The organism is Flavobacterium sp. (assembly GCF_027490375.1).
In the GTDB taxonomy this organism is placed as follows: Bacteria; Bacteroidota; Bacteroidia; order Flavobacteriales; family Flavobacteriaceae; genus Flavobacterium.
The window spans coordinates 1-15,699 of the sequence record NZ_JAIXYH010000093.1 but is presented as its reverse complement, the minus strand read 5'-3'; the positions used below and the strand labels follow the sequence as shown (position 1 = coordinate 15,699).

The 15,699-nt window shown below is 41.3% G+C and carries 9 protein-coding genes; 8 read left to right on the top strand and 1 reads right to left on the bottom strand.

Going from position 1 to position 15,699, the window contains the following annotated elements; all coding sequences use genetic code 11:
* Positions 1-927 precede the first annotated feature (927 nt).
* On the top strand, positions 928-3,135 hold the full coding sequence (locus Q0064_RS13925; RefSeq protein ID WP_298148815.1) for a S41 family peptidase: 2,208 nt from the start codon (positions 928-930) through the stop codon (positions 3,133-3,135).
* A gap of 468 nt (positions 3,136-3,603) precedes the next feature.
* Positions 3,604-6,015 (top strand): outer membrane beta-barrel family protein, encoded by a 2,412-nt coding sequence (locus Q0064_RS13920; RefSeq protein WP_298148814.1) that lies wholly within the window; start codon positions 3,604-3,606, stop codon positions 6,013-6,015.
* A 4-nt stretch (positions 6,016-6,019) separates the two neighbouring features.
* Here Q0064_RS13920 and Q0064_RS13915 read toward each other — a convergent pair whose 3' ends face one another.
* Positions 6,020-6,853, bottom strand: a complete 834-nt coding sequence (locus Q0064_RS13915; protein WP_298148813.1) for an AraC family transcriptional regulator — start codon at positions 6,851-6,853, stop codon at positions 6,020-6,022.
* Positions 6,854-7,013: 160 nt separating this feature from the next.
* Here Q0064_RS13915 and Q0064_RS13910 point away from each other — a divergent pair, with 160 nt between their 5' ends.
* The 6 genes from Q0064_RS13910 (at position 7,014) to Q0064_RS13885 (ending at position 14,645) form a co-directional block, all read left to right on the top strand.
* Complete coding sequence (locus Q0064_RS13910) at positions 7,014-7,841, top strand: phytanoyl-CoA dioxygenase family protein (RefSeq protein ID WP_298148812.1); 828 nt, start codon at positions 7,014-7,016, stop codon at positions 7,839-7,841.
* Positions 7,842-7,843: 2 nt separating this feature from the next.
* Entirely contained in the window at positions 7,844-8,680 is an 837-nt protein-coding gene (locus Q0064_RS13905) for a sugar phosphate isomerase/epimerase (protein ID WP_298148811.1), read from the top strand.
* On the top strand, positions 8,673-10,037 hold the full coding sequence (locus Q0064_RS13900; protein ID WP_298148810.1) for a sugar porter family MFS transporter: 1,365 nt from the start codon (positions 8,673-8,675) through the stop codon (positions 10,035-10,037). Before Q0064_RS13905 ends, Q0064_RS13900 begins: the two co-directional genes overlap by 8 nt.
* Positions 10,028-12,196 carry a GH92 family glycosyl hydrolase gene (locus Q0064_RS13895; RefSeq protein ID WP_298148809.1) on the top strand — a complete coding sequence of 723 codons (2,169 nt, stop codon included), beginning with the start codon at positions 10,028-10,030 and terminating at the stop codon, positions 12,194-12,196. Before Q0064_RS13900 ends, Q0064_RS13895 begins: the two co-directional genes overlap by 10 nt.
* The gene (locus Q0064_RS13890; protein ID WP_298148808.1) at positions 12,193-14,094 is read left to right on the top strand and encodes a beta-L-arabinofuranosidase domain-containing protein; all 1,902 of its coding nucleotides are present in this window, start codon (positions 12,193-12,195) and stop codon (positions 14,092-14,094) included. Before Q0064_RS13895 ends, Q0064_RS13890 begins: the two co-directional genes overlap by 4 nt.
* Before the next feature lie 68 nt (positions 14,095-14,162).
* On the top strand, positions 14,163-14,645 hold the full coding sequence (locus Q0064_RS13885; RefSeq protein WP_298148807.1) for a hypothetical protein: 483 nt from the start codon (positions 14,163-14,165) through the stop codon (positions 14,643-14,645).
* The last annotated feature ends 1,054 nt before the right edge of the window (positions 14,646-15,699 follow it).

Here is a 15,699-nt window from a genome sequence, read left to right as displayed (position 1 = left end):
AGTAATAGATAGACTCTGTGTTTGCATCTTGCTTTTTTATGTAGCAGTTGGCTTTTCTCAAAATAGCCCGGATAATAGCGCAGCAGACGAAGTTATATCTCAAATTGAACTGATTGAAAGTGGGAACAGTTACAATGTTCAATTACTAAACTCGATTGCATGTTTGACGGGTATTTATCCAAAGAAGTCTGATTGGTACCTATTTCGGAATAATCTATGAACCAACAACAGCAGAACTTAACGCTTGGAAGAAGTTTGTTGATGAAAACCGCTCAAAAATAACTTATAAAGACGCTTCAAAGTCAGATTTCTCCGGCGTCAGAGAAATTTTATATGAATACGAACCAAAGAAATTTCGATCAAATTATTGCCAATAATTCGCTTACAACTTGACAACCTTAGTTTTATTGCTTTCGGTACATGTTTGGTAACTCCAATGTCAAAAATACTATTTTAAAAAGGTTAAAAGAAGTTATAATACCAACGGTTCGTTTCCCAAATCACTACAATACTCTTACAAATAATAAAATTTAGCAACCTATGTCTCCTCTGTGCCTATGTGGTCAACCGAAAGTCTGTGGTTGTAAAGGTGAAAAGCGAATTCCGGAAATACCGGAAGCGAAAGAATTAAAAAAAGCTAAAAAAGAGAAAAGTAAATAGCGTACTAAATTGAAATGCTGCGACTCCAGTGTGTTGAACTATTGCCATGTTAAGACACTAATGTATTTGCGCTACTTGAACTACGTTTCTTAACACAAAAATCTACCGAAGTACCTAGAACATTAGTCGATGCTGTACCAAATTCTTCGAGAATGTACTCGTTTGTCAATCTTTGCCTCAATCTACTTTATGTGGTAAGTTTTCGTTAAACCGCAGTGCTACTTTCTCGTTAGCGCCTATTTTTGGAATGATCTCAAAGTGCTAACAATGAAAAAACGACCAACCATTTTGCTCGTTCTCTGTACAACACTTGTTTTTTCACAGTCTGCTGTAACTGCCGATTTCGATTTTGAACTTCAAAACAAAGGTTCGTTTTCCAGTTGGTATTCATTTGGTAGTGACCAATACGAAGTTTCAGCCGATTCCATCCAAAGGTATAATGGTAATTACAGCGCAGCCTTATCTTACAACGGCACAAATTACGATTACAAAGCCATTGGCTATACTTTACCCCAAAATTATGCCGGTAAAACGATAACAGTTTCTGCATACGTAAAAACAGAAAACGTCAAGAATGGCTATGCAGGCATTTGGATTCGAATTGATCCCAATATTGCAATCGACAATATGAGTAATTCCGGAATTAAAGGTACAACCGACTGGAAAAAGTACGAACTCACGCTAGAACTCTCACCTGAAAATACTACGCAAATTGCCTTAGGTGGTTTACTAGTAGGTTCCGGTAAAATGTGGATCGACCAGCTGCGCGTAAGCATTGACGGCGTAGATGTTACGCAAGCTAAAGTTTTTCAAAAACAAAAATTCCCAGCAGACTACGACCAATCCTTAGACAGCGGTTCCAATATTCAATCTATTCCTACCGATGAAATAACTTTAGCACGTTTAGAAAAACTGGGTTTGCTTTGGGGGTTTCTCAAATACTATCATCCAAATTGTGCCGCAGGAAATTACCAAATGGATTACGAACTGTTGCGCATTTTACCCAAAGTACTACAAGCGCATGATTTAGCGGAATTTAATACATGTCTAAGTAACTGGGTTCGCAGTTTTGGAACGATCGAAACAAGCAAAAAGACCAAACTACGCGATTCCCAAATTAAAATTCAAACCGATTTTAGTTGGTTTACTTCTTCAGATTTTTCACCAGAATTAATTGCACTTTTACAACAGATTGAATCCGCTAAACGCCCACAGAAGCATTATTACGTCGACTTCTATCCGGAGGTTAGAAATCCGCAATTCACCAACGAAAAGGCCTACGATGAAATGCTTTATCCCGATGCCGGTTTCCGACTTGTGTCCTTGTTCCGGTATTGGAATATGATTGAGTATTTTTTTCCTTATAAATATGCCATTGACGAAAATTGGCGGTCGGTTTTAAAGGCGTTCTTGCCTAAGTTTTTGAATGCAAAGAATGAGACGGAATACACAATCGCGGTTCTGCAACTCATTACTCAAATACAAGATACGCATGCAACTTTATTAAACAAAAGTGAAGTTTTGAATACCTATTTTGGCAGTCGGTATGCCGTGGCAAAAGTTACATTTGCAGAGAAACAAGCTGTGGTAGCTGATTTCCACAATCGAGAATTGGGCGCTAAATCAGGTTTAAAACGTGGTGATGTTATTACCAAAATAAACGAAAAATCAATTGAAACCCTTGTAAACGAGCGGCTTCCCGTAACTCCGGCTTCGAATTTGCCTACCAAACTTCGCGATATTGCCACGAATTTGTTGCGGACTAACGAAACAAAAATGCGTCTAGAATTTCTGCGCAAGGGCAAACTGGAAAGTATCGAAGTTTCTACTTTTTCTCCCACGGAAATCGACATTTACGGCAGAAGACGCGAAATTGACAGCTGCTTCAAATGGATCGACACCGATATTGCCTACCTGAATAATGGAAGTTTAAAAAGAGCGTATGTCCCTAAAATTTGGGAAGAAATAAGAAAGTCAAAAGCAATAATTATCGATGCTCGCAATTATCCGAACGATTTCCCTTTGGAAGTGCTTTCTCGCTATTTTCTTCCCAAGAAAATAGCCTTCGCCAGGTTTACAAACACTAGTTTACAGCAACCCGGAACCTTCATATTTACCAAGCCTATGTTCACGGGCATACGCAATCGCAATTATTACAAAGGGAAAGTGATTGTTTTAGTAAATGAGCAAACGCAAAGTTCCGCCGAATTTCATGCTATGGCCTATCAAGCCCATCCGAATGCGCTGATTGTTGGAACGACTACAGCAGCGGCCGATGGAAATGTCTCTAATTTGGTTTTACCCGGCGGTATTTACTCCTCGTTTACGGGCATTGGTGTGTACTATCCCGACGGTCCAGAAACGCAACGGATAGGAATAGTGCCCGATATCGAAGTAAAGCAAACTGCTTTAGGGATCGAACAAGAACGGGATGAAATTCTTGAAAAAGCACTTGAAATTTTTACTAATAAATGAAAGAGTAGCAAGTGCGAAGAAGTAGAAACACTTGCGGATTTTTTTGAGTGATAAAACGTAAGCTCTTGTAAACAAATTTTTTGGAACCTTTATTTTTTGCCAACAAACCACCTAATTTTGATATAAATGTTTGTGTTCGCTCATTGAAAATGATGTTCTTATTTCAATGTTATACAATTCTTGGTTACTTACGTAAAACTCATTTCTGGGTGAGCGACAGCAGTGATATCCTTTTTGGCGAACGGGATCTCCACTAAACATTTGCCAAAAAGATAAAACGAATGGCGCGACGGCGGCTCAGCGAAATGTTTGCGAAGCGTTACGACTACGCCGCCGGCACCCCCAAAAAAAGTACCAATCGTTAACCTAACAATTCCGTGTGGTTTTTTTAACGCTACTTTTCGGCGGATTAAGGGGCGATACTTACGGAAAAGTACGTTCTTTGCAGCGTTTTAAAATTTCCTCTTTATGTCGGTTTCTCGCAGCGCATTTGTCATTTTCCTATTACTAACTTCGCTTGTTCACGGACAAAATTCCGGATTTACCCTTTCGGGGAAAATAGATTCGGCCAGCGAAGCAAACCTGCCGATAACCATAACTTTAAGCACTGCTGCAAACAAAGTAGTGGCTTCAACTTCGGTTAACGAACAATTTCAATTTGTGTTTACCAATGTAGCTGCCGGCACATACAATCTGCGAATCGAAGCGGCAGCCGCCGAAACACTAATCCGGAAAGGCATTGCGCTTACCGCCGATACCGATTTAGGAGCGCTTGAACTCAAACCAAAATCGACGCAACTTACTGAAGTCGTAATCAGCCAAAAAAAGCCGATTGTTAAAGTTCAGGCCGATAAAACCGTTTTTCAAGTTGAGAATACAATTAACGCTACCGGAACATCAGGCTTTGAATTGTTGAGAAAAACTCCGGGCGTGGTTATCGACAATAACGATAATTTAATTGTCGAAGGAAAATCGGGCGTATTGATTTACATTGACGGAAAGCAATCCTTTTTAAGTGGTTCGGATTTAACCGATTTTTTGAAAACCATTCAAGCGACCGATATTTCGGCCATCGAACTGATTACACAACCGTCGTCTAAATTCGATGCCGCGGGAACAGCAGGTATTATTAACATAAAACTTAAGAAAAGCAAGTTATTTGGTACTAACGGAAGCGTGTCTACGGGTTTAAATGTGGGCGAATATGCAACCACAGTTAATGCCGTAACAATTAATAACCGCAGTAAATACGGTAATTTTTACGCCAACTACAGCAATCGATTCGGGCGTAATTACAATTTCATAAACCTGTACCGCACGCAAAACGGATTGTTTTTGAACTCTCGTGGCAGTACCGAATCCGGTGTTAACGCTAATAATTTCCGCATGGGTTACGATTATTCCGCAAACAGTAAACACACTTTCGGAGCGATAGTTTCGGGGAATTTCAACAACAATTACACCTACGGAAATACACGAACGCCCATTGGTTTGCTAAACCCAATGCGTACCGACAGTATATTGCGCGCCAACAACATTGCTAAGGCAACTAACAAAAATTTATATGCCAACGTAAACTACAAATATCAAGATTCGCTTGGTCATCAATTAAATATCGACGTTGATTACGGTTTGTACAGCAGCGACCGCGATTCGTATCAGCCAAATATTTATTACAACCCGACGGAAACCGAAATGCTGAGCAGTCAGATTACGCGACAAATAACGCCAACCGACATCGATATTTACACGTCTAAAATCGATTACGAGCAGCCGCTTTTGAAAGGAAAGTTCAGCGCTGGAGCTAAGTTTTCGTTGGTAAAAACAACGAACGTTTTCGATTTGTTCGATTTTGAAGACGGCATACCGGTTTTTGATGCGAATCGAAGTAATGCGTTCGACTATACTGAAAATGTGAATGCACTTTACGTGAATTTTAGTCGCGACATTGGTAAATTTAACTTTCAAATGGGATTGCGCGCTGAGAATACGCAATCGAAAGGCGAGCTTACTGCCAATCAGGTTTCTGAAAACCAAGTGGTGAAACGCAGCTATACCGACTTATTTCCGAGCGGAGGTTTAACGTATGCGGCCAATCAAAATCACTCTTGGGCACTTATTTACTCGCGTCGTATCGAACGTCCGAATTACCAAACTTTAAATCCGTTTCAGTTTCAACTTGATGAACTAAATTTCCAACAAGGAAATCCGTTTTTGCGTCCGCAATACACACACAATCTCAAGTTTAGCCATACGTACAAATACACGCTAAACACCAGTTTAACGTACACTTATGTAACCGATTTCTTCGCTCAAGTAACCGAAATTGTAGATGAAACGAAAGGTTCGTTAACTACTAAAAACGTTGCTAATCAAGAAGTTATTAACTTGGGTATTTCGTATCCGTTTAATGTTAAAGATTGGTGGAATGTGTACGCGAGTGTGAACGCATTTCAGAGTAAATACACAGCCAACAGTCCAGAATTTGTTCCGTTAACACAAGAAACCTTGAGCTTTTACGGACAAAACACTTTTTCGTTACCCAAAGAATATACTATCGAAGTTTCGGGCTGGTATTCGTCGCCGGCCGTTTGGGGCGGAACGTATCGCACCGCTTCAATTGGTTCATTAGATGTGGCGTTTCAGAAACTTTTGCTTCAGAAAAAACTCAATATTCGACTCGCTTTTTCAGATATTTTGTTTACCTCGCCTTGGCACGGAAATACCGAATTTGGCGGTTTAGCGATTCGTGGCGACGGTGGTTACGACAGTCGGCAGGTACGTTTAAACGTGAGTTACAAATTTGGTAGCGATTCGGTAAAGAAAATGCGCGAACGATCAACCGGCTTAGAAGACGAGCAAAATCGTTTAGGGTCGTAAAATATTAATGTAATTTACGGTAAGCTGTAGGAGCACTTCCTTTCTTTCGCAAGAAAACCCGATTGAAATAGCTGAGCGTTTCAAACCCACAGTCGTTGGCTATTTGCGCTACAGATTGATCAGTTTGCAACAGCAGTCGCGCTGCTTCGTTAATCCGAATTTCGTTCAGGTAATCGGAAAACGTTTTCCCTACTGCTTTTTTGAAGAACTTACAGAAGTTGCTTTCCGTCAGAAAAATAAGTTCGGCCACTTCTTTCAAAGTTATGGGCTCAGCAAACCGATTTTGAATGTACAAGCACACTTTGTTAATTCGCATTTCGTGCTGTTTGCTTACTGTTACGTGTGCCGCATTGGGAGCAATTCTTCGAGAAGATAATTGCGTTAATCGGTCTAGAACTAGCAGCAATTGAACAATTTTCCCGAAGTCTTTTCGCTGTATCACTTCTTCCAAATCGCTGATGCATTCCACGGAAGCTTCAAAAGCCAAGCCGCTAGACGCGTTTTCTAATAGCGACTTTACTCGGGCACATTCGCGTAAATTTCCGAGCGATTCAAATAGGGCAGGTGTAAACTGTACAACGATGGCTTCAACAGTTTCGGCCGCATCCTTACTCGACCAGGTGTGCGGCACATGACTTCCCAAGAGCACCAAATCGCCGGCTTCGAAGGTTTCGTACTTGTTGCCAACCAATCGAAATCCGGATCCGCGAACTATATACGTCAATTCATACTCCGGATGATAATGCCATTTGAATTCAAAAAAAGGCAGTTCAAATCGGTAGGCGTACAAGCTTTGGCGGCCTTTCTCTAATGGTATGTCTTCTAAATACGCCTTCAACTTTATTATGAATTTTTAGAGTGATAAAGCTAGTTAAAAATTCAATATAGTGTTAGATTTTGTCAATTTTAAGGTATTTGATCGTACGAGCTTGTTCTAGTTTTGGATTGTTGAACAACTTTCATTTCTATAACCGATTACGAACACAAAAAATACGCAAATGCTAGTTCCGGCACACATCAAAGAAGAGTTAAGCACTTTCGTGGAATTGACTCCAGAGCAAATAGCTTTTTACGACACGAATCGTTACATCAAAGTAAAACAGGTGTTGAGTTCTGAAACCTTGCAGTTTTTTAACGAGCAAATTTCGCAGCAGGTAGCACAAATGAACACCGAACATACAGCTTTAGAAGATCGTACTACCTACGGTAAAGCTTTCTTACAGTTATTTAATCTATGGCTTGAGAACGATGTGGTTAAAGAGTTGGTTTTCAGTACACGAATTGCGAAAATTGCTGCCGATTTAATGCAAACTTCTGGAGCGCGTTTGTACCACGATCAGGCCTTGTTTAAAGAAGCGGGAGGAGGAATAACGCCTTGGCACGCCGATCAGTACTACTGGCCGTTGTCGAGTGATAAAACCATTACAGCGTGGATTCCGCTTCAGGCAACGCCACTCGAAATGGGGCCTTTGGAATTTAGCGCGGGCAGTCATCGTTTGGTTGAAGGTCGGGAGTTAGCTATTGGCGACGAAAGCGAAGCGATCATCCAAAAGAAATTGCGTGTAACCGATTTTGAGCACGTTATTGAAGCCTTCGACGCGGGCGAAATCAGTTTTCATTCCGGTTGGGTTTTTCACCGAGCGGGAGCCAATACAACCAACGAAATGCGAAAAGTAATGACGGTGATTTACATGGACGAAAACATGATTTTGAAGCAGCCGGAAAATAAGAATCAGGAGACAGACTGGCATAAATGGTGTCCGGGAGCTGAGGTAGGTCGCGAAATTGATACGCCTTTAAACCCGATTTTATACTCCTCGAAATAGCCATGAAACTAAAATACATCGCTCCGTTCTGGGGCCAAGAACAGCTGTCGGCAGAGGCTTTTCTTTCGAAAGTTGTGGAAAGTGGCTACGACGGCGTGGAAATCAATTTTCCAAACAGCGATTCGTTTGTTCGCGAGTTTAAACAAGCACTGCAAAACATCCGCGAAAGCGTAAATCCCGAATTCATGTTCATTGCCCAGCAAGTCTTGGGTTTTCGAGACGAAGCGGTTGCCTCCTACAAACAACGTATGAGCGATCGGTTAATGTATTTGCTGGAACTACAACCTACTTTCGTGAATTCACATACGGGTCGCGATTATTTCGATTTCTATGAAAACTGCGATTGTATTGAAGCAACTACTCAACTCGCAAAGCAGTATCAAATTCCGATTTACCACGAAATTCACCGCGGCCGATTTTCATTTCATGCCAAAACATTAATTCCGTACTTGGATATTTTTCCCAAATTGGAATTAGTCGGCGATTTATCACACTTCTGCGTTGTTTCAGAAAGCATGCTCGAAGGGCAAGCGCATTTTTTGAAACGAGTATTTCCGAGAATCAGGCATTTGCATGCGCGAGTAGGTTGGCAGCAAGCGCCTCAAGTAAACCATCCGTTTGCACCGGAATGGGATTCACACGTGCAACAATTTTTGGCGTGGTGGAAGGAAATCGTACAGCTACATCGTTCAAAAGCTGTGTTTTCCATAACGCCCGAATTTGGTCCGTTTCCATATCTACCGCAAGAGCCGTTTTCGCAAAAACCCTTTGTCAATCAATGGGATATCAATAATGAATTCAAGCAATTTTTGAAACAAAATCTTTCGAGTTATGCCTAGTTCTAATCAAAAATATTTGCGTTACATCACATTCAGTGCGGCATTAGGCGGTTTGCTCTTTGGTTACGACACGGCTGTGATTTCGGGCGCTATCGGAAGTTTAACCAACTATTTTGATCTGACGGCCGTCGAAACGGGTTGGGCAATATCAAGTGCGCTGGTGGGTTGTTTAATCGGTGCCTTTTTTTCCGATTCGTTGAGCAGTCGCTACGGACGCAAACCAACCATGCTCATTTCGGCAGTGCTTTTTACAGTAAATTCTGTCGGAACTGCAATTCCCGAGAGTTTTAGCGTTTTTGTTTTCTTCAGAATCGTTGGTGGCGTGGGAGTTGGCTTAGCGTCGATGGTTGTACCGATGTATCTGGCCGAAATTGCGCCAGCTAAAAAACGCGGAGCCCTTGTGGCAAACTATCAATTAGCGATAGTGCTTGGCATTGTACTGGTTTATTTCGTGAACTATTTTATTGCATTACAAGGCGATACACAGTGGAATTTGACCACCGGTTGGCGTTGGATGTTCGGTTCGGAACTCTTGCCATCGATCTTGTTTTTAGTTTGTTTGTTTTTGATTCCTGAGAGTCCGCGCTGGTTGGCAACGCAAGGAAAAGAGCAGCAAATGCAGGCGGTTTTAGATCGGATTAACAGTAGGGAAGAGGCGGAAGCGGCTCGTCGTGAAATCGATGAACATGCCGGAACAACTTCGAATAATCAGTGGAAGTCGCTTTTTAAACCCACATTTCGAAAAGCGCTCTTTGTCGGAGTTGTTTTGTCGGTTTTGCAGCAATTCTGTGGTATAAACGCCATATTGTACTACGCGCCGGAAATCTTCAAGAATTTAGGTAGTTCGGCCAACGCGTCCTTATTAGAAACCAGTGTTTTAGGCGTTGTGAATCTCATTTTTACCTTATTAGCTATTAAATGGGTGGATAAAATGGGAAGGAAACCGCTGTTGCTTATCGGTTCTGTGGGCATGACTGTGGGTTTACTCGGCGTCGGAATTTGTGTCTTTTACACCGTAGCATCGTACTTGATTCTGCCGTTTTTACTGCTGTTTATGGCCTCGTTTAGCGTTTCATGGGGGCCAGTAGTTTGGGTGTTGTTGTCGGAAATCTTTCCTTCAAAAATTCGAAGTTTGGCTTTGGCAATCAGCGTTTTTATTCAATGGATTGCTAATTTTTTAGTCACGCAGTTCTTCCCCGTTTTGGTTGCCAACGAGTCGTTAGATTCCTACTTTAACGGAGCTTTTCCGTTTTATTTGTTCGCGATAATTTGCTTATTTTCAGTGTTTTTTGTGTGGAAGCGTATTCCTGAAACCAAAAACAAAACCTTAGAACAAATGGAGTCGTTATGGAACTAAAAAAGTGCTTTTTACCGCTGCTGTGTTTGATTGTATCACAGCTTGCGCTTTCGCAGAAAAACAGCAAACACGTAAATCCGTTTATCGGAACCGACGGCACGGGACATACATTTCCTGGTCCGTCGATGCCTTTTGGAATGGTGCAACCTGGCCCAGATAACAAAGATTATGGTTGGAATCATACGAGCGGATATCAATATAAAGACACCTTACTACTCGGATTTTCACAGACGCGTTTTAGTGGAACGGGAATCAACGAAATGGGCGATGTTCTGCTGTTACCCATAAATCCGAAAAAGGAAAAATTGAAAAACGCCTATTTCAAAAAGACCGAGAAAGCAGCCGTTGGTTACTACGCGCTTCGCAAAAAAGACGAGGTTTTTGTTGAACTTACCTGTACCGATCGCGTAGCCTTACACAAATATCGATTTCCAGAAAAGGAAGCCCAAGTGCTTGTTGATACCCAACACGGACTTCGATTTGTTTTCGACGAAAATAATCCGAAAGGTTTGGTCGTGGAGAGCGATGTTCGCATTGAAAACGATTCAACCATTTCCGGCTATTGTTCCACACAAAATTGGGTGAATCGATCGTATTTCTTCACACTCACATTCTCACAAGCTTTCAAGTCTTCCACGAAAGTGACTCGAAAACCCAACGATAGAGCACCAAAATTTCTTCTCGACTTCCAGCTAGAAAACAAGCGCGAACTGTTGGTGAAAATTGCCCTTTCATCGGTTTCCGTTTCTAATGCAAAAGAAAATATGCAAGCCGAGTTGCCGCATTGGAATTTTAAAGAAGTTCGAAAAGCCAATGAAGCCGCTTGGAATCGGTATTTGAATCGGATTGAAATTTCAGGCAGTCAAAAACAAAAGGAGTTGTTTTACACGGCTTTGTATCACGTTTTACTGCAACCATCGAACATTGCCGACGTGAACGGACAATATCGCGGAGCAGACGACAAAATTGCAACCGCTCCCAACAACGAATATTACAGCACACTTTCGATTTGGGATATTTATCGAGGTGCTTTTCCATTGCTGCAACTGGTGGCTCCAGAACGAATTAACGGCATCGTAAACAGCATGTTACTTCATCACAAAGCCAAAGGTTTTTTACCGATTTGGACGGCCTGGGGACAAGACAATTACTGCATGATCGGAAATCACGCCATTCCAATGATTTTGAATGCCGTAGAAAATGGATTTTCCGGTTTTGACAAAGAAGAAGCTTTTAGAGCTATGTACGAAACGGCCACGAAATCGCATATAAATTCCGATTGGGAATTGTACAATGCTTACGGGTATTATCCGTTCGATAAGCTCGATAATGAAGCGGTTTCTCGAACTTTAGAAAGCGGTTACGACGATTGGTGTGTAGCCGAAATGGCACGCAAATTAGGAAAGCACGTCGAACAAAAAGAGTTCGAAAAAAGAAGTAATTATTATAAAAATCTGTTTGATGAACAAACGGGGTTTTTCCGAGGAAAAGATACAAACGGAAATTGGCGCACGCCATTCGATCCGTTAACTGCTACTTCGCCACTAAACAATCCCGGCGATTACACCGAAGCCAACGCTTGGCAGTACTTCTGGACGCCAACGCAATACGATATTCCGGGCGTGCGAACTTTGCTAGGTGGCGAAACCGCATTCCGAAAGAAACTCGATGAATTCTTCACCACAGAAGCTTTAAATCCGAACAAATTTCTCGGTCAGGAAGCCATGATCGGGCAATACGCACACGGCAACGAACCCAGTCACCACATTATTTATCTCTACGCTTTTACCGATACTCCAAAAGTCGGACAAAAGTATATTCACAAAGTAATCAACGACTTTCACAACAATACGCCCGATGGCATGATAGGCAACGACGATTGCGGGCAAATGAGTGCTTGGTACATTTTATCAACTTTGGGTTTTTATCCGGTTAATCCAGCCAGCGGAACTTTTGTTTTGGGCGTTCCACAATTAAAGGAAGCTAAATTGTTGCTGAATTCCGGAACCGAATTTCTCATAAAAGCAAAAGGCTTTACCAAAAATACGATTTACCGAAATGATTGTTATCTAAACGGTACAAAACGTACGGATAATCAGATTTCTTACCAACAAATTCAACAAGGCGGCACACTCGAATTCGAAATGCAAAAACAATGAAAAAAGTAGTAATCATCATTTTTTTAGTTCAATTTCTTTCCGCGAAAGCGCAACAATGGGAGAAATTCCAAAGCTTGCCTTTTGGAAGTGTGAAGCCGCAAGGTTGGTTGCGCACGCAAATGCAGGCGGATATTGAGGGTTTTGTAGGAAATCTCGATAAAATTGTTCCGGAACTCATTAACGATCCGATTTACGGCAGCGAACGTTTGGGCAAACATTCCAAAGCCAAAGATTTGGGCAATATGAAAGAAGGCGATGCAGCAGGCGACGATCAGTACAAATGGTGGAACAGCGAAACCCAATCGAATTGGTGGGACGGCTATTTGCGAAATGTCTTGCTGTTAGGCGACATAGAAGGCATTGCAAAAGTTCAGGCGTACGTAAAACGCATATTACAAACGCAAGATGCCGACGGTTACCTCGGAATTTACGACAAAGATTTACGCTACCAATTTCAATCGGAAAACGGCGAATTGTGGGCAAAAGCAACACTTTACCGCGGTTTATTAGCGTATCACGAATATGCGAACGATAAAACAGTTTTTGAAGCTGTTGAACGTGCTGTCGACAATGTTATGCAAGCGTATCCGATACATAATTCGAGTCCGTTTTCGTCGGGAACCGGTTTTAACGGCGGCGTATCGCACGGACTCACTTTTACCGATGTGCTCGAACGCCTTTTTTATCACACACAAAACGAGAAATACCGCGAGTACGCTTTGTTTTTATACCGCGATTTTTCCAATACTTTCCAAACCGAAGCCGATGTTCAACTCAAAAATGTACTCAACGAGAAATATCTGTTGCAATCGCACGGCGTTCACACTTTTGAACATATTCGAACGCTTATCATTGCAAAATATGCGGCAAAAGATGGTGCGGTAGATGCTGCTTTGAGTCGGTATTTAGAAAAAATTAAGTCGGTTGTGACGGTTTCAGGTGGTGCTATCGGCGATGAATGGATTGCCCAACGCACGGCCGACGCGTCGCATACCGGTTACGAATATTGTTCGCTTCAAGAATTGCTCGACAGTTATTGTTTGCTACTGCAAAAAACGGGCTCGGCTGTCGTGGCCGATGAGGTTGAAAACATCTTTTACAATGCGGCTCAAGGGTCGCGACATCCGGAGAAATCGTGTATTGCTTATTTAAAAACCGATAATTCGTTCGAAATGTTGGGCACGAAAAACGGCGAGGTAGAACCCGATCGCAAACAAACGCGCTACAAGTATTCGGCTGCACATCAAGATGTTGCTGTTTGTTGCAATCCGAATGCCGGAAGAATTTCGCCCTACTTCGTTCAAAACTCGTGGATGCGTGAAAACGAGTCGACATTCGTGGCTACGCTATTGATGCCTAACGTTTTAGAAACCACAGTAAACGAAAGTTCTGTCAAAATTATCAATGAAACCAATTATCCATATGAAAATAAAATGACGTTTCGTATCCGTTTGAGTGCGCCAACCAGTCTGGTAATCAAAATTCGTAAGCCAGCATGGGCAACGCAAGTGCTTACAAACGAGCGTTTTGTGTACGAAGACAACTACATAAAGATTGAACGCACTTTTAAAGAAGACGACCTAATTGAACTCGAATTCAAAACAGAAGTTCAAATTAAAAAGAGCGCGAAGAATGAACACTATTTTGCTTATGGAGCTTTATTGTATGCGAAATCTATTGAAAACAAAGAGCTAACAGGAAGAACTTACGCGGAAAAGTTCAGTGATTTTACGTACAAACCAAAAGAAACAATTCGCTACAATTTCATGGAGAAGCATCGAGCCAAGTACAAAAAGAATCAAATAATCGTGCGATTGCGCAATGCCAATTCCAAGCGTGTCGAAACGCTTACTTTGATTCCTTTCGGAAAAACAATTTTACGACAGGCTGCATTTTAATGAGCATTTAAGTCACATAAAAATCGAACTTATCGAAAACTTGTCTATTTTTATTAAAAAAAGGTTTAATGATTTCATTATTAATTTCAGCAGCTAATATTCTACTTCAGATTGATAGTTCAACAAATGTAGATAATGATTTCGCTCCGGGGTTGTTCTTTTTTGCAATGATTGCAATAGCAATTATGCTCATTTTGTTTGGCGTAGGTGTCGCTATAGTTCTTCTTTGTTGTTTGTGTTTACTGGCATTAACATCGCTAGGTATCATTTCTTCCGCGGTTTTGTATGGCTTATATAAAAAGTCGTTTTTATCCGGATTTCGTGCATTAGTTATTGCTGCGTCTACAATTTTCACAGGTATTTTCTCCGCGGTTTCGTCTTCAGTGATTAATGAGTTTTTTCACATTTCGAGCACTCGCAACGTACTAGTTTTAGGTTTTCTTTTCGGACTCGTAGTTGGTTTTTTTAATGGTAAATTAGCTAACCTTGTTTTGCAAAAAGTGTTGACATTTTTCAAAGACAAAGTACTTACCAGAAGTAGCTTATCGTAGAGGTAACCAAATATTACCAAAGAGTACACAAAGCACTTTTCGATTAAAGGAAAAGCCTTTTTTTAATTTTTTGTTTTACCTATGCCACGCCTGCCCGTTTTTAACGTGAGTTCGATATAAAAATCAAAGTTAGAAATCATTAAAATGGTTGATTACAAGGCGTCTTTTCTTTGGGATGCCGAGGTTTCTCAAAAAAATACAACGACGTAAGCGACTGTTTAAATCATTAGCTATAAATAATAGTGCATCGAAATTATTAGTAGCCAATCTAAAGCTTTCATTTCAAGCGATCTAACAAGGGTTTTTATGCCACGCCTGCCCGTTTTTAACGTGAGTTCGATATAAAAATCAAAGTTAGAAATCATTTAAATGGTTGATTACAAGGCGTCTTTTCTTTGGGATACCGAGGTATCTCAAAAAAATACAACGACGTAAGCGACTGTTTAAATGATTAGCTAAAAATAATAGTGCATCGAAATTATTAGTAGCCAATCTAAAGCTTTTATTTCAAGCGATCTAACAAAGATTTTTATGTCGAACTCACGTTTTAAAGTGAATCGGGTCGGGCAGGCCGCGCTTTTCGTTTCTAGTTGCCACATAAAAAGCACTTTTTGCTAGGTCGTTTTTCCGGCTTTCGCTGTCGCCGTTAAACTTCCGCAAAAAGTAACTTTTTCTGCGGCAAGCTATCCACTGCAATCGCTCGTGGGAAATCGTTATAAAAGGGTTTTCATTGCCGAAATTTTCCTCAAAATTTACGGAAAACCCGTAAAATCGTTTCGGTTAAATTCCGTACTGTCAGATAAGTGGTAGTTGACGACGGTTTTCTACGGTTCACCACAAGCAGCCACAAACGGCCACAACCGACCACAAACCAAGGCAGACTGCGGTTCTCTAAATCGAATCGCCGTCGACACTGGTTCATTCCCTCGCTTGAAAACTCAAATTTCCACCTCGCGTTTTCATTGCCGAAATTTTCCTCAAAATTTACGGAAAACCCGTAAAATCGTTTCGGTTAAATTCCGTACTGTCAGATAAGTGGTAGTTGACGACGGTT